This is a genomic window from Salinivibrio sp. IB574, assembly GCF_001996205.1.
Taxonomy (GTDB): domain Bacteria; phylum Pseudomonadota; class Gammaproteobacteria; order Enterobacterales; family Vibrionaceae; genus Salinivibrio; species Salinivibrio proteolyticus.
On the sequence record NZ_MUFN01000012.1, the window covers coordinates 76,992 to 92,378 of the forward strand.

The 15,387-nt window shown below is 49.4% G+C and carries 15 protein-coding genes; 8 read left to right on the plus strand and 7 right to left on the minus strand.

Annotated elements, in window-relative coordinates:
- Positions 1 to 18 precede the first annotated feature (18 nt).
- Positions 19 to 1,323: a sn-glycerol-3-phosphate ABC transporter substrate-binding protein UgpB gene (gene ugpB, locus BZJ17_RS07635; RefSeq protein WP_077640317.1), complete on the minus strand. Its 1,305-nt coding sequence runs from the start codon at positions 1,321 to 1,323 to the stop codon at positions 19 to 21.
- Between the two features lie 276 nt (positions 1,324 to 1,599).
- Between ugpB and BZJ17_RS07640 the strand changes: the two genes are divergently transcribed.
- A complete protein-coding gene (locus BZJ17_RS07640; RefSeq protein ID WP_077640318.1) occupies positions 1,600 to 2,340 on the plus strand; it encodes a glycerophosphodiester phosphodiesterase family protein in 741 nt (246 codons plus the stop codon).
- 31 nt (positions 2,341 to 2,371) lie between these two features.
- On the plus strand, positions 2,372 to 3,136 hold the full coding sequence (locus BZJ17_RS07645) for a DeoR/GlpR family DNA-binding transcription regulator (protein WP_277868795.1): 765 nt from the start codon (positions 2,372 to 2,374) through the stop codon (positions 3,134 to 3,136).
- A gap of 9 nt (positions 3,137 to 3,145) precedes the next feature.
- Here BZJ17_RS07645 and BZJ17_RS07650 read toward each other — a convergent pair whose 3' ends face one another.
- The 5 genes from BZJ17_RS07650 to BZJ17_RS07665 form a co-directional block, all read right to left on the minus strand.
- The gene (locus tag BZJ17_RS07650) at positions 3,146 to 4,411 is read right to left on the minus strand and encodes an ABC transporter substrate-binding protein (protein WP_077640319.1); all 1,266 of its coding nucleotides are present in this window, start codon (positions 4,409 to 4,411) and stop codon (positions 3,146 to 3,148) included.
- Positions 4,411 to 5,859, minus strand: a complete 1,449-nt coding sequence (locus BZJ17_RS07655) for an ATP-binding protein (RefSeq protein ID WP_077640320.1) — start codon at positions 5,857 to 5,859, stop codon at positions 4,411 to 4,413. The genes BZJ17_RS07650 and BZJ17_RS07655 overlap by 1 nt, the downstream gene beginning before the upstream one ends.
- Entirely contained in the window at positions 5,849 to 6,568 is a 720-nt protein-coding gene (locus BZJ17_RS07660) for a response regulator transcription factor (RefSeq protein WP_069587752.1), read from the minus strand. Before BZJ17_RS07660 ends, BZJ17_RS07655 begins: the two co-directional genes overlap by 11 nt.
- A 233-nt stretch (positions 6,569 to 6,801) precedes the next feature.
- A complete protein-coding gene (locus BZJ17_RS17045; RefSeq protein ID WP_096628241.1) occupies positions 6,802 to 6,903 on the minus strand; it encodes a MetS family NSS transporter small subunit in 102 nt (33 codons plus the stop codon).
- The gene (locus BZJ17_RS07665) at positions 6,900 to 8,387 is read right to left on the minus strand and encodes a sodium-dependent transporter (RefSeq protein ID WP_069587598.1); all 1,488 of its coding nucleotides are present in this window, start codon (positions 8,385 to 8,387) and stop codon (positions 6,900 to 6,902) included. The genes BZJ17_RS17045 and BZJ17_RS07665 overlap by 4 nt, the downstream gene beginning before the upstream one ends.
- Positions 8,388 to 9,369: 982 nt before the next feature.
- On the opposite strand from BZJ17_RS07665, the gene BZJ17_RS07670 reads away from it, so the two are divergent.
- From BZJ17_RS07670 to emrD, 5 genes are all read left to right on the plus strand, one after another.
- Positions 9,370 to 10,617 carry a patatin-like phospholipase family protein gene (locus BZJ17_RS07670; protein WP_241836777.1) on the plus strand — a complete coding sequence of 416 codons (1,248 nt, stop codon included), beginning with the start codon at positions 9,370 to 9,372 and terminating at the stop codon, positions 10,615 to 10,617.
- 3 nt (positions 10,618 to 10,620) lie between these two features.
- Positions 10,621 to 11,178 (plus strand): sugar O-acetyltransferase, encoded by a 558-nt coding sequence (locus tag BZJ17_RS07675; RefSeq protein WP_077456087.1) that lies wholly within the window; start codon positions 10,621 to 10,623, stop codon positions 11,176 to 11,178.
- Positions 11,179 to 11,297: 119 nt separating this feature from the next.
- Positions 11,298 to 11,903 carry a GTP cyclohydrolase II gene (gene ribA, locus BZJ17_RS07680; RefSeq protein WP_077456088.1) on the plus strand — a complete coding sequence of 202 codons (606 nt, stop codon included), beginning with the start codon at positions 11,298 to 11,300 and terminating at the stop codon, positions 11,901 to 11,903.
- Positions 11,904 to 12,013: 110 nt separating this feature from the next.
- On the plus strand, positions 12,014 to 12,475 hold the full coding sequence (locus tag BZJ17_RS07685; RefSeq protein ID WP_077640322.1) for an isoprenylcysteine carboxylmethyltransferase family protein: 462 nt from the start codon (positions 12,014 to 12,016) through the stop codon (positions 12,473 to 12,475).
- A 193-nt stretch (positions 12,476 to 12,668) separates the two neighbouring features.
- On the plus strand, positions 12,669 to 13,880 hold the full coding sequence (gene emrD / locus BZJ17_RS07690; protein WP_077640323.1) for a multidrug efflux MFS transporter EmrD: 1,212 nt from the start codon (positions 12,669 to 12,671) through the stop codon (positions 13,878 to 13,880).
- A 109-nt stretch (positions 13,881 to 13,989) separates the two neighbouring features.
- Here the strand turns inward: emrD and BZJ17_RS07695 are convergent, their stop codons facing one another.
- Positions 13,990 to 14,325, minus strand: a complete 336-nt coding sequence (locus BZJ17_RS07695; protein ID WP_077640324.1) for a DUF440 family protein — start codon at positions 14,323 to 14,325, stop codon at positions 13,990 to 13,992.
- A 186-nt stretch (positions 14,326 to 14,511) separates the two neighbouring features.
- Between BZJ17_RS07695 and BZJ17_RS07700 the strand changes: the two genes are divergently transcribed.
- On the plus strand, positions 14,512 to 15,354 hold the full coding sequence (locus BZJ17_RS07700; protein WP_077640325.1) for a hypothetical protein: 843 nt from the start codon (positions 14,512 to 14,514) through the stop codon (positions 15,352 to 15,354).
- Positions 15,355 to 15,387: the final 33 nt, after the last annotated feature.

Sequence of the window (15,387 nt, forward strand, 5' to 3'; positions counted from 1 at the left end):
CTTCATACAACAACTAACTTATTTGTTCGCTTTCGCGAATTTAGACAGCAGACCATTGGCACGCTCAACCGCTTCGTCGAGCGCTTCTTGTGCCGATTTGTCGCCAGACCAAACCGTTTCAAGCTCTTCGTTGATCACATCGCGGATCTGCACGAAGTTGCCCAAGCGAATCCCTTTTGATGCAGGGGTTGGCTCGACTTCTGTCATTTGCTTGATAGCAATGTCAGTCCCTGGGTTCTGCGCATAGAAGCCTTGTTTCTTGCTCAGCTCGTACGCTGCATGGGTGATGGGTAAGTAGCCAGTAAACTGGTGCCAATCAGCTTGGATCTCAGGCTTTGAGAGGAAAGAGAAGAACTGGGCGACACCTTTGTATTCTTCAGACTCGTGGCCTTGCAGGACCCATAGGGTGGCACCACCGATAATGGTATTGCGTGGCTGCTCGACCGCTTTGTTCCAGTACGGCAGTTTTGCAACGCCAAACTCGAAGTCCTTGACGCTTTCTTTCACACCGGCATAAGAGGCCGATGAATTCATGTACATGGCACACTCACCGCTGTAAAACAGTGGTGCACTGTCAGAGCGGCGACCACCGTATTCGAAAATGCCAGCTTGCTGCCAATCGGCCATCTTCTGAATGTGATCGACAAAAGGTGCTTTGTTGATCAACATTTTGTTGTCGATACCGGCAAAGCCATTGTCATTGGTCGCAATGGGAGCGTTGTGACGGGCGCCAAGGTTTTCAATTTGTACCCACGATTGCCAACCTGTGGTAAAGCCACATTTCGCGCCGTTCGCGAGGAGCTTTTTCGATGCGGTTTCAACGTCTTCCCAGGTTTTAGGAGGCTGAACACCGGCTTGTTTGAACAAGTCTTTGTTGTAATACAGGACGGGCGTTGAGCTATTGAAAGGCATTGACAGCATGTTGCCGTCTTCATCCGAATAATAGCCGGTGACAGACGAGAGATAATCAGATTGATCGAAGGGCTCGTTGGCATCTTTCATCAGCTTGTACACCGGATAGACGGCGCCTTTTGCTGACATCATGGTCGCGGTGCCAACTTCAAATACCTGCACAATATGAGGTTGTTTGTTGGCGCGGAACGCAGAGACGGCGCCGGTCATGGTTTCGGTATAGTTGCCTTTGTATACCGGTTTAACAATATAGTCATCCTGACTGGCATTGAACTTTTCAGCGATTTCATTCACTTTTTCGCCTAAGTTCCCGCCCATCGCGTGCCACCATTCAATTTCGGTTGCTGCGTTGGCAGAAAAAGAGGCCAACAGAAGGGCCGAAGAGATCGCGGTTAAGCGTTGGGTTTTCATGCATAACTCCTTTTGAGTGGGTGTGAACATGACGCAACTTAATGAACAAAAATGAACATAATATGAACGGATACGAAAAGGGAGATGACGATTTGATGACTTTTGACTGGGGTCGCACTTAAGGTTAAATCTCTGTTAACGAGCGCAGACTTTGTGCATGAAAATGCTGAAATATCTGACACCTGTAAGTAACAAAACTGTAAGCTAGTTCGGCGACAATGCGTCCACTGCGTGCCAAATTGGCGCTGCCATCACTGACTAAAGAGAAATGTTCAAATGAAAATTAGCCCCAAACAACTCTGTGGCCACCGGGGTGTCGCCGCGGATGCTCCTGAAAATACTTTGGCGTCGATTCGCCAAGTGCGCTTGTGGGAAATGGAATGGGTTGAAATCGATGTCCAACTGACGCAAGACGGGGTACCCGTTGTGTTTCATGATGACACACTGAGCCGTTGCACCAATGGTGTGGGGCGGTTAGGGGAAACGCCGTATGCACAGCTTGCACAGCTTGATGCCGGTGGATACTTTGACTCGCAATATCAAGGCGAGCGCGTTCCTACTTTGGCCGCCGTGCTAGCCCAAGTGGCTGCCGATGATTTACACATCAATATCGAAATAAAAACTTACCCTGAAACAGATATTCCCCGTTTGTGTGATGCGGTTGCCGCCACGCTGAGTGAAACCGGTTTCCCACTCGAGCGGGTACTGCTTTCTTCATTCTCTCTCGAGGCGCTTGCCTACTGTCAAACGGCGATGCCGAGCGTGGCAAGAGCGATTTTATGGGATGTGGTGCCCGAAGATTGGCAACGTTATCAAGATCTCGCAACCTACAGTATCCATTGTCACTATCGCGGCATAACAGAGGTACAAGCCAAAGCGATTAAAGCGAGCGGTTTAAAGATTAAATGTTACACCCCTAATCACCCTGAAGAGGTTGCTCACCTTTGGGAATGGGGGGTCGATATGATGATCACCGACGCGCCATCTAACTATTTAGGTTCTGAGCCAACGGAATGAGCGAATCTAGGAGAGGAATACGTTGACAGACGTGGCCGATTTAAACCGACGTCAGCAGGCGATTATGCGCCAGCTCAATGAGGTAGAACACTTAGAAACGGATACCTTGGCGGCCCAATTTTCGGTGACTACCCAAACTATTCGTCGTGATATCAATCAACTGTGTGCACTTGGGTTAGCGCGACGCCACCATGGTGGGATCAGTGTGCCGGCAGCGTTGGCCAATACCGACTATCAGCGACGCTTACAAAGTCACTCACGCGAAAAAGAAGCAATTGCTCAGGCGGTTGCTGCGCGTATCCCTGATGGTGTTACTGTGATGCTAGGTATCGGTACCACGGCGTCGGCGATTGCGGATCAGTTACTTTCTCGCAAAGATCTACGGGTGGTGACTAATAATCTTAAGGTGGCGCATCGGTTGGGGGCGAATCCGCATATTGATGTATGGTTAGCGGGGGGAAAACTACGCGCCAATGATCAAGATATGGTCGGCCATTCGGTGATCCAATTTTTGTCTCGTTTTCAGCCTGATATTGCCATTATTGGTTGTGCGGCTGTCAGTGAACAAGGGTGGGCGTGCGAGTTTACTCCCGATGAAGCGGCGGTGAGCGAAACGATTTTAGCCAATGCAACCGCGCGATGGTTGGTGGCGGACCGCTCAAAATGGCAACGCCAAGCGCCGGTTCGTGTGACATCGCTTACGACGTTTGATTGTGTCTTTACCAATTACACCGGATTGGATGACACCATTCCGCGCGTACTGTGTCAGCATGATGGGCCAACGGATGAGGCCTAATCTGTTGAATTAGGCCTGTGCAGATAAAATGGCGCGATAGAGGGCTTGGGTCGCCTCCTCGGGTGTTTGCTTAGGGTTATAAAAGAATTCATTAATCACATCAAAAATCGCGCTTTGGACGTAACGGGTGGTCGATAACCCATGCGACATACTTGGGCTCAGTGTGTTGTGCTGCTCGGCATAGAGAAAGGCCTGACGCGATTTTTCGGCACAGGTGTCCCCGTTCGGGAGTGGGATATCAAAGCGAATAGGCAGTGAGCCTTTGTAGCGATTGAAATCGCGTTGAAACTGGGGTGTTAACAAGTATTCGGCCATATCTGTTTGGCTTTGTCGCTCTTCGGCATTGTTTGGCTTAAAAAAGACAAAGCTATCTATGTTATAGCTAAACGCTTGCTCTGTACCGGGGACCGCGACACAGGTAAAGCTTTTTCCCTCTTGCTGATCCGCAGCAAGAAATTCACCTTTCGCCCAATCGCCCATCACTTGCATGCCCGCTTGGTTATCGATCAATAGTCGTGTGGTATCACTCCAATTCCGGCCGAGATTGTCGGAGTCGGTGTAAGGGCGCATTTTGGCTAATAGAGAAAATGATTTTGTGACACCGTCACTTAAAAGCGCATCGCGATCAAAGTCGAGAAAGGCTTGCTGATAATGTTCAGGCCCCATTACGGATAAGGCGAGTGTGTCAAACAAGGTCGCCACCTGCCAAGGTTCTCCGCCTAATGCCAGTGGGATATAGCCAGCCTGCTGTAGCTTGTCAGCAGCGGTAAAAAAGCTCTCAAAATCATGGGGAATGGCAGCCCCCGCGTCCTCAAAGGCACGCAGATTGATCCAAAGCCAGTTCACGCGGTGAATATTAATCGGGGCCGCGACATAATCCCCTTGGTATTGCATCACGTCACGAAGCGGGGCAGGGATTTTGTCTTCCCAGTGTTCTGCTTCCGCAATGTCATTGAGGTTGCGTAAAAAGCCTAAACGCGCCCATTCGGTAATCTCTGGTCCTTTAATCTGTGCGGCGAGGGGAGGATTACCACTGATTGCGCGGATCCTTAAGGTATTCATCGCGCTGATCCCCGCTTGTCCGCCGACCGCAAAATCACGCCATTGATGACCGCGTTGCTCGATCCCAGCGCGTAAAACAGAGGCCGCTTTGGCTTCTCCTGCCGACGTCCACCAATGGAGCACTTCCACCTCGCTGGCATGGGCGGCAGGCGTCACATACAGCAGTGTCGATTGAATGACGCTGGCGCACAGTGCTTTAAGAGTCAATCGCATTATTCTTCTACCCGTGGAAAACTAATATCGACTTGCAGGCCACCTTCATTGCGGTTGCTGAGTACCATGTCACCGCCGTGGGCATGAATAATATCACGCGCAATGCCAAGCCCTAACCCTGAGCCCTCGTTATCGGTATGAAGGCGCACATAGGGGTCAAAGACTGAGTCGAGCTCTTCTTCCGGGATCCCTGGCCCTTGGTCGATGAGGGTGATATCCAGCGTGTGTTCGGCATCCATCACATAGATGGTGACTTGTTCGCCGTATTTAACGCCGTTATCAATCAGGTTAGATAAACAGCGTTTAAACGCGAGAGGTTTACAGGTAAAGCCTTTCACCGCCTCACATTCGATGGTGACACGCACCCGATCTTGATTGTGGGGCTCGGCAATCACCGCCAAGAAATCAATCACATCAATCTCGGCCATGTTTTCGTGAATGTCGGTATCACGCACGGTTTGAACGGCACCTTTTACCATGATTTCGAGCTCATCCAAGTCTTTGTTCATTTTGGCGGCTTGGATATCATCATCAATCAATTCGGCTCGCAGACGTAATCGGGTTATCGGGGTTTTTAAATCATGTGACATCGAGCGAAATAGGGTTTCACGCTCTCGCAAATGTCGTTGTAATCGACGCTGCATACGGTTGAATGCGCGCGTCACAATCGCGATCTCTGCAGCGCCTTCTTCTTTGAGTGGTGGTTGTTCAATGTCTGTACTAAATAGGTTCGCTGCTTTCGCTAAGCGCTTGAGTGGCCGCGCTTGTTGACGAATTAAACTGTAAGTAAACAACAACAGTAACGCGGTGATCACCACAATAAAGACCACCTGATCCGCCGTGATCAACGTATCGTCTAAGGTGACATATGGCGCGGGGAGCAGGGCAGCGATATAAATCCACTCATTGCTTTTGAGCTCCATTTGCACCACTAAAATCGGGGGATTAAGTGGCTCAAGGCTCAGAGTATGATGCGCCCATGATTTGGGTAGGTCGCGGAGTAATATGTCGTTGTTTAAGACGCGCAGCGTCTCGGGGCGGGAAAATTCCACGTCAATGGTGCTCAGCGCGGGCAGTTGCGCCTCTAGCACTTGCGAGACGGTATTGACCGCTACCTGTTTCGCTTGGGTCTCTTCTATTGGCGTGATGGTGATTTTTTCTTTGTTGAAAGAGACAAAAAAACGGGTTCCGCCCATATTGCGTAGTTGATTTAATGCGATATGGCGGTACGCGACGGGCAAGGACTGAAAAAAGGTGGTTGTCGACGCGAACATATTCGCCAAGCTGGCTGACGCGGACTCTAACCCCGCCAGCTGCGTGCGTTTGGATTGGGTGTACCAAATTGATGTCGCGATCACCTGTGCGAGCACGACGGACAATAGGGTAAGGAGCAGCGTACGCGAGAGGAGAGAGCGCGGCACGAGCCGTTGTAACCACTCATGATTCATATTGGATCTCAGCGACAAACATATAGCCCGCACCGCGGACGGTTTTGATTAGGTTTGCTTTACCATTATCACGCAGGCGCTGTCGTAGGCGACTCACTTGGACGTCTATGCCTCGTTCTTGTGGCTGAGCGTCGCGGCCTCGGGTGGCTTGGCTAATGGCGTTGCGATCTAACAATTGGTGGGGGTTATCTATAAACAACATCAGCAGCGCATAATCCGATGCCGAGAGTTCAATCTCCATGCCGGTGACCACTTGATGTAGCTGTTGTGTCGCCGGCTCCAAGCGCCATTGCCCAAACCGAATCGCTTTCGGCCGCGATAAGGTCGTTTCTTGCAATTGTTGGGTGCGGCGAAGCAAAGCACGAATACGCGCAATGAGCTGACGAGGACTAAAGGGTTTGGCAATATAATCGTCCGCGCCCAGCTCTAAGCCAACGATTTGATCGGTCTCATCAGACACTGCGGTGAGCATAATGATTGGCACGCTGGAGTCTTTGCGAATGGCTTTACATAAGGTAAAGCCATCATCACCGGGAAGCATCACGTCAAGTAAGATAAGGTCCGGGTATTGGACCGCAAGCTTCGAGCGCATTTCATGACCATTTTGCGCGGTGGTCACTTCATATCCTGCTTTGGACAGATAGGCCTGCAAAAGCTCGCGAATTTCTACATCGTCATCAACCACTAAAATGCGTTTGGCTGCAGCCATAGCGCCGATACCCTTTTTTACCAACATCAATGAGCGCCATTATCGGTGGTTTGGGCCTGTGATGCTACTGACAATGACGCACTTTGCATAATTAATCAGCGACTTGATCAAGGTCAGACCACATCCTTTAGACAGAACGAACGAGAATGCAGGCAAACAAAGAATAAAATAGCCGAAATCGAAAAAGCCCTCCGAAGAGGGCTTTAGAAATCTTAGCGAGATGCTCGACAGGATTACTCGCTATCGCTGTGCATTGCTTTGTGAATACACAGTGCCGCGCCACCCCATGTGACCGCGAAACCTATGATCATCATTACAATTGCGCCTGTGGTCATGATTCTGTCTCCATATCGCGTGCGGGCGTTGTGGTTGAGTTCACGATAATGCCAACGACAACCATGGCTGCAACGAGCCCCCAACCTAGGGTGATGAGTTCGAATTGTGCATAGCCGCCGTATCCTTCATTAACCGTGTTGATCAAGTTTTTGGTGATGATCACGGCCAACATAATTGGGCTGACAAAGCGGATACACACTTCCATCCACTGGCCAACACTAAACTCAGACACGCGGTTAACGTATTGGCGAATATCGGAAAGTTTCACCAGCCAGCCAACGACAATGAGTTCAATCAAACAGCTTGCTAGCAGCGCTACGTTGTTGACGAAGTAGTCCACCAAATCGAGAAGCAACAGGCCGCCATTGGTTGCAAAGGCCATCGAAACCACGAAGCCAACGCCGCAGACGGCTGTCGCTGCCTTTTCACGTGCAAGGTTCAGCTTATCCATGATCGATGCAGTCACTGCTTCGATAATCGAAATGTGTGAGCTCAGCCCCGCGACGACGAGCGCAAGGAAGAACAATGGCCCGAGGATATAGGGGATCGGCAGTAAGTTGATCGCCGCTGGTAGCGTGACAAAGGCAAGCCCTACACCACCACTGACGACATCGGTAATGCCTTTACTTTGCTCTGCTGCCATGTAGCCCAAAATGGAGAAGATCAATACCCCTGCCACAATGGAGAAGCCGCAGTTGATCAGCACTGTCATCAAGGCGTTGTTGTTTACGTCCGATTTTTCAGGCAGGTAGCTGGAGTAGGCCAGCATGATGGCAAACCCAACGGACAAGGTGAAGAAAATCTGTCCATAAGCGGCCGACCAGACTTTTGCATCCAACAACTTGCTAAAGTCAGGCGCAAATAAGTAGTTCAAGCCATCAAGGGCACCTGGCAGCATCACCACGCGGCCAATCAGCAAGATCACCATGATAAATAGCAGCGGCATCATGATCTTGCTGGCTTTTTCAATCCCACCTTTGACGCCACGATAGACAGCTGCATAAGTGATTGCCCATGCGATGATCATCGGAATTGCAATATGCCATTGCCAATCGCCTAAGTTGGTGGGTGAATTTTCTCCTAGCTTCAAATAGTCAGAGAAAAAGAACGCGTTGGTATCTGTGCCCCAATCTTGGCCAAACGAGAAGCCAAAATAAGAGATGGCCCAACCAATAACGGCAACATAGTAAATACCTATGGTTGCGGCGATCAGAACTTGGAACCAGCCTAACCATTCAAACTTGGTATTGAGTTTAGAAAAGACCACAGGCGACGAGCCGCGAAGTTTTTTGCCTAACCCAAACTCCATGATCATAAAGGGGATACCGGCGGTGAGCATGGCGAAAAGGTATGGAATAAAAAAGGCGCCGCCACCGTTTTCGTAGGCCATATAAGGGAATCGCCAAATGTTCCCTAAGCCAATCGCTGACCCGACAGCGGCTAAAATAAAGCCAGCGCGCGAGCCCCATTGTTCTCGTTTCATATCTACTCCTTTGCGAATCGCTACCATCTTTCACCATATCGGTATCGCAGTGTTGTGAGGCTGCAGATCGTTTTATGGCTTATATGAAAGAAATAGCACATTCCCACAATTATAAGTTTTAACTTCCTGTTGCCCGTATGTTGAAATTTTTATCTAGGACGGGCATTGATGGCAGATTAAGCACTGGTCAGGCCTAAATCAATAGCCGCAAAACCAAGCAGTTAGCACAAAAATTTTTGTTAACTTGGTGTAAACAATTATAAGTGGTGTTTCATGCTGGGCTTTTGCTTTTTAGGTAGACGATTGAGCTGTCAAAGTTATCAATAGAGGCGAATGATCGTTATTTTGATTTGCTGTCTGGGCGACGAAAAAAACAGCAAAATGCCCCCTTGAATTTAAGTTCACACAGGTGTCTTTACTCGCAGATCCTCACGATGAGGATAGGGAAAACATGATGATCGCCTCAGATTCGCCATTTTATTCGCGACATAATAGNACATAATAGCGATGTTTTTTGTCTTTTAATCAGTAGTTTATATTTGTAAGAACGAGCCCAATCGACGTCGGTGCAGCTTTGACGGGAGAGGGTATATACTTGGATTAATAGGTATTACACCTGATCCGCGGCGTCTTTGGGTTAATCATTATGTCAACAAGGAGTATCAGCATGGATAAAACACTTGCATACGCACTGACAACCGCTGTTTGCGCGCTGGGTATGATTTTCACTTTTGCTGCTGTCGCTGTGTTGTCTTAATTATCATCGGTTCGCTGTTAACGAGAATGGACACTGGTGCCCTAATTGTGAGTAGCGACGTTGCGCGGTAAGCGTTACCATGCATAGCGGCGAGCGCACAGGAAGTGATCTAATACACTGAAAGCGATACGCTAATCAAAAGCTGTACGCTAATAAATAGCGATGCTCGCATAAAGCGTTATGCACGATGAATAAGGGGCGAAAGTGTTAAGAAGTAAGCAAGCTTTGACAGACAACTCTCCCGGTACGGCAATGCCAATTGCACCGCGCCATTTTACCCGGCCACAGCGTATCGCGCTGGTACTGCAGGGAGGCGGGCAACGCGGGATTTTTACCGCAGGCGTGCTTGATGCATTTCTTAGTGCCCGCTTTGATCCGTTTCAACTTTATTTGGGGACGTCTGCCGGCGCACTCAACTTGACGGCATATGTATGCCAGCAGCACCGTTATGGGCATCGGTTTATCACTGAGCTCACCACGCAAGAGCGCTTTTTCCACCTGATGAAGTATGTGCGTCGCCAACACCATATGGATTTAGATTGGGCGCTTAGTACGGCATTGCCGGGTCATGAAGCTGCGCTGGACATTGAAACAGCGAAGCTACACTTGAACGGAAGAGAGGCCTACGCGTGCGTGACTGAGGTTGATACCCTGAAACCGGCCTTTTTCTCGATTACCGATGACACTTGGCCAGATGCACTCAAAGCAACCTGTGCCATCCCTTTGCTTTATCCGCACCCGGTTTGCATTAATGGTAAGCGCTATGTTGACGGTGGCGTGAGTGCCGCTGTTCCAGCGAAAGAAGCCTTCGCTCGTGGGGCAGATATTATTGTGGTGATTCGCACCGAGCCGACGTTGGAGCAAGACAAAGGCGGCCCAGAAGATCAAAGCCACTTTTTGGATACATTACGGACCAAGTTTGAAGCCAAAAAGCCGCAGTTTAAGCTCTCTGACTATCTCTCTAATTTTGAATTTAAGTACCGTCTAACCCGGTTTGAGACCTTCCAGAAGGAGTTGAACAAGCAGTTGGCCGAACTTTCCGAACGCTACAAGTCCAGCCGTGAGCAATGGGTGAGCCGTGTTCGTGATGGAATGAGAGAAAAAGCGATGCAAAACGGTGGACGCTGGCTCTTTGGCGGCGACACGATTTACCGGTTGCAGTCGTTATCGGGTAAACCGCTGAGCAGCGAGATGCTCAAAATGCTCACTACGCACTATCAAAGCTATCAAAACGAATTGCAGTTTTTAGCCGAGCCACCACCTCGGGCACAGGTGTTACAAATTGCGCCGAGCGCACCGCTACAAAGCAGTGCATTATTGAGTAAGCCTGAACAACTCGATGCGGACTATCAACTGGGCTTATCGCTTGGCAATCAGTTTATGGCGCAATACGGCGATGCTCTCAATACCATATCAACCGTTAAAAGTGAGGCTTTTGAGCCCACCTCAGTAGCGTTACCACACCAAGGATAGGCGATGACGGAGTTTGAAAAAATGCAGCGGGGGTTGCCGTATTCCCCAGCCGATGAGGAATTAACCTTATTTCGCTATGCTGCGCGCCGCTTATGCCAACAGTTTAATCGTATCGATCCTGAAGACGCCGATAACCTTGCGATAGTAACGACCAAGCTATTTGCAGGGATCGGATCCAATGTGGACATTGATGCGCCGTTTTTTTGTCACTACGGGATGAATATTGAAATCGGCGATAACGTTAGTATTGGACCTAATTGCACCATGCTTGATGGGGCCCATGTTCGGATTGGGCATAATGTCAGCATTGGTCCCAATGTGGGCATCTATACCACGCGCCATCGCGTACTGCCGCTCGACATTGCTCGTGGAGAGTGTGAAACCTCACAAAGCGTGATTGTTGGCAATAACGTCATTATCGAGGGTAACACTGTGATCAAAGCAGGCGTTGCGATTGGTGAAGGTGTGGTAATTGAGGCGGGATCAGTGGTGGATACAGATATCGAACCTTTTTCCATTGTTGCAGGTAATCCAGCCGAGGTTGTCCGGCGTTTACAATAGAGGTAGCCATTACTTGGGTGGAAAATGTTATAATATAACATTTTCTAATTGGCATCCTGGTAACGCTGTAGTAATGTTAACGCCCTGATTCGGGTGTCAGTAGTAAGAGACAAATTCTAATGGTAAAAGTAAGGGCTCGGGTGCCTCTGAACGTTGGAGTAGGGAGCCACATCCCTGCCGAAATTCTATCTTTTGAAGGACTAGCGTCTGGACAGGAGCACGTTGCGCTTATTTTTAAACAAGCGGACGTGACCGATCCAACTCCCCTAGTGCGAATGCATTCTGAGTGCTTAACGGGCGATGTATTCCATTCATCACGGTGTGATTGTGGTGAGCAGCTCGAAGAAACGATCCAAAAGATGGGGGAAGATGGCGGGATTATCCTCTATCTTCGTCAAGAAGGGCGTGGAATTGGCCTTTACAATAAGCTTGATGCTTATGAGCTACAAAGCCAAGGCATGACCACTTACGAAGCCAATAACCATCTTGGCTTTGCAGACGATTTACGTGACTTTACTGAAGCCGCACAAATGCTAAAAGCCTTGGACATTCATCGCATTCGGTTAGTGACCAACAACCCGAAAAAAATCGAAGAACTCCAAGCTGCCGGTATTGATCTCAAAGAAGTGATTGGCACCAAAGCGCACCTCAAAGAAGGCAATCGCAATTATTTAAAAGCCAAAATTGAGCATGGCAAACATCGTCTGAATATCGAGCAAGATTAAGCGGTAGTGAGTTGTGCTTAGTCGCAAACTTTACGCAAGGGCAGTGACAGTCACTGCCCTTTTTCGATACAGTGCGGCGCGATATATAAGCTTTCACTCAAGGACGAGTCATGAAAACGCAATTTTGGCAGTATGTTTTCCCACCTTTGCCACCCATTGCGATGTTACTCACCGTGGGTTTCGGTGTGTTGCTCAACCACTATTTTTCTTTTCCGTTCAGATTAGGTTCGCCATATTGGGCTGGGTTTCCGCTTGCTCTGGCTATTGGGCTGCTGGTGGCGGCGAAGTGGGCATTTCATCGTCATCACACCACCGTTGATCCAATCAAAGAGCCATCAGCCTTAGTCACAACCGGCATTTATGCCTATACGCGCAATCCGATGTATCTCGCTTTGGTACTGATCATCGTTAGTGCTGGATTCTACTTTAATTCTCTTTGGTGTTGGGGCTTGGTTCCCGCCTATATGACCTACCTGTCAATGACCTTTATCTTCTCTGAAGAGCAGCGACTCGCTGCGCATTGGCCCGACGATTTTACTGAATATCGGGCACAAGTCAGACGCTGGATTTAAGGTTAGAAAAACTAATCTCAATCATGATAAAGAATCGTGTTGCGGCGACTAAACGCCCATTGCTTTCCTCACTGCTCAGGCCTATTATCGCGCTGTCTTTGGTTGTGATGTTTTTCGTGTGCCTAGCGTAGAACTTTGCAACATCCACTTATCAAATCATTATTTCGCATAATTCATTTTTAGGAGTGTAGGAATGTCTTCGGCAATGCCTATGGGTAAGTTGTTGCTGCTCATTGTAATGCTGGCTGCGGTGGGTCAAATGACTCAAACCATGTATGTTCCATCGATTGCAGCGATGGCCGCAGATTTCTCGGTATCACCGGCGCTATTGCAGGCGGTGATGGCGTGCTACTTGATCCCATACGGGCTGTCTCAGTTTATTTATGGCCCCATCTCCGACCGTATTGGGCGTAAGCCCGTTATATTGGCCGGCCTTGCCATATTCTTGGTCGGGACAGGGATCACGCTGTTAGCACATTCCTATTCGTGGTTTTTAGTGGGCAGTGTGGTGCAAGGCGCTGGGATTGGCTGTGGTGGCGCCATGGCGCGAACCTTAACCCGAGATTGTTTCTCTGGCGCGAAGTTGCACCGTGCCAACAGTTTGGTGAGTATGGGGCTTATTTTCTCACCATTAATTGCGCCTTTATTAGGAGGATACCTTACCGAGGTGTTGAACTGGCGGGCGAGTTACTTTTTCTTGCTGCTGCTAGCGATCGTGGTCTATGCAGTGATGGCGCTGCGTTTTACCGAAACGTTACCGCAAGAGGCACGTCAGCCTGGTAACTTTATCGGTCGTTACCGCCATGTCATGAGCTCGCGGCGTTTTCGAGGTTACCTGCTGTGTTTGATCACGGTTTTCTCGGGCGTGTCGGTCTTTGAAGCGGCCGCTGGGGTGATTATGTCTGATGGATTATATTTATCACCGACGCTGATCAGTGTCCTTTTTGTAGCGCCACTGCCTGCCTATTTAGTGGGCTCGGGCCTATCTAGCCGCTTTGCCGATACCATAGGCTACTATGCGACATTGACGCTGGGTAGCGTAATGGCACTAATGGGGGCAGGGATCCTTGTTGTATCAGGATTAATGGGCGAGATTTCTGTGTATAGCTTGATTGGTGGCGGTTGTGTGTATTTCGCCGGTGCAGGCGTGTTATTCCCAGCGGCCAGTACGGGGGCACTGAGCCCATTTCCTTATCATGCGGGCACAGCGGGTGCTATCTTGGGGGGCGCTCAAAACCTGCTTGCAGGTCTTGTGACGCTAGCGGCCAGTCGATTAGGTGTCGCGAGTCAGCTTTCTCTGGGCTCAATGATGCTTGCTCTCRGCATACTGGCGAGCATTGGCTTGATGATGAGTTATCGTGCGGACCAACACGGGGACGATCCTACCTCGGCACCGGTCCACTAAGGATACAAATGCAAACGGCAGCATGGGCTGCCGTTTTTAACTTCTCATCCAGACCATAGCGGTCGAGAAAGGCGAGCTGTCACGTCAATCATAGACGTGAGGTCTGCCATCAGTGCAGCTGTGTGGGGCTGCGTTTCCACAATAAGTGGCAGAATTTTTCTTCCGGATCGCGGCTGAGTAGCATACGCACAAACACATCGGCCAAGGCGCCTTCTTTTGCCATCCCAATTTGTACTTCCGCACAGTGGGCGAGGTTGATGTCAGACCCGACATGCTCAGGCCAATCGCTGCCGACTTCAACCACGATGGCGCCGCCGTCTTCCTCAAAATGGGATTCGTATGCTGCCAAATCGTCATACTCCAAATTATCCGGTGCCATCTCCGCGAAGATCTCAAAGGCGGTTTCGAGGATTTCATCCAAGCTCATTAGCGCTGATTGCGTCATTGGGTGCTCTCTATTCGTTCTGGGCGYGCTCGGACTATACCACGGTGGTTACGAATTCTCAGCCCGTCAATTATCCAACGCGACAGCTGGCAAGGATTATGCTTAACTTTACGCAGAGCCCTGTACTCAATTTAAGCAAGCGCGTTGATACAGCGTGAGATTCGGTGGTAGAGCGTTGATTTGTCCATGCAGATGACCAACAATAGCGCACGCATTCAACCTTGTGTGAAAGTCGTGACTCAGTTGCAATCTCAAACGGCTTATTTACCAGAGCCGGATCGGCGCTCGCCGCTACAATCTGAATTTATCCCTGTCATGGTCAAAGCGATCAAACAGCTTCGTGCTTTGATCGGTAAGCGGCTTCACAGTGTGTACGTGAGCGGCGATATTGTCTGGCGTCGTGCGACAGTGGGGGAGTCTGTCCTGCATTTAACCGTGGTATGCCACCAACCACTAACGCTTGACCAATCCAGTGCCATGAATACCTTGTTATGGCGAATTAAAACCAGCCATAGCAAAGTCATCGATGGCTGTCATATCGACACTGTGACAGCGTCACAAGTTCGTGATTTGGCCGAAATCTTTCACTGGGGCTTCTTTTTCAAACATCGTGCAATGTGCCTGTATGGTCAAGATCTTTCCGAGAGTTTTGGCCTTTTCGAGGCGAGTTGGGAAGTAGCGAAAGCGATGAATCCTGATTTGAGCGGTAAACTGGCACGTGCCAAGCATAAAATTCAAGCGGCCACGACATGGAACACGCAACTGACTGCAGCTCAGCGCATTGCCGATACCTTAATTCGTGGTGCGTTTGGTTTGGTATTGCATAAAGAAGGAACGTGGACGGAATCTCTACCTGACTGTGCAGAATTGTTTATTAAGCATTATCCTGCTAAACAACAAGCAATTGAGCGACTTTTTATCCTGCTAGATCGCAAACCTGTAAAAAAACGTGCTGTTATGATGCTCCTCAATGACTTTGGTGACTGGTTGATCAAAGAATATGCACGTATTGACTTTAAAATCGGTTAGCAGGACCAATACGCAGTGTATATCAACCCGTTA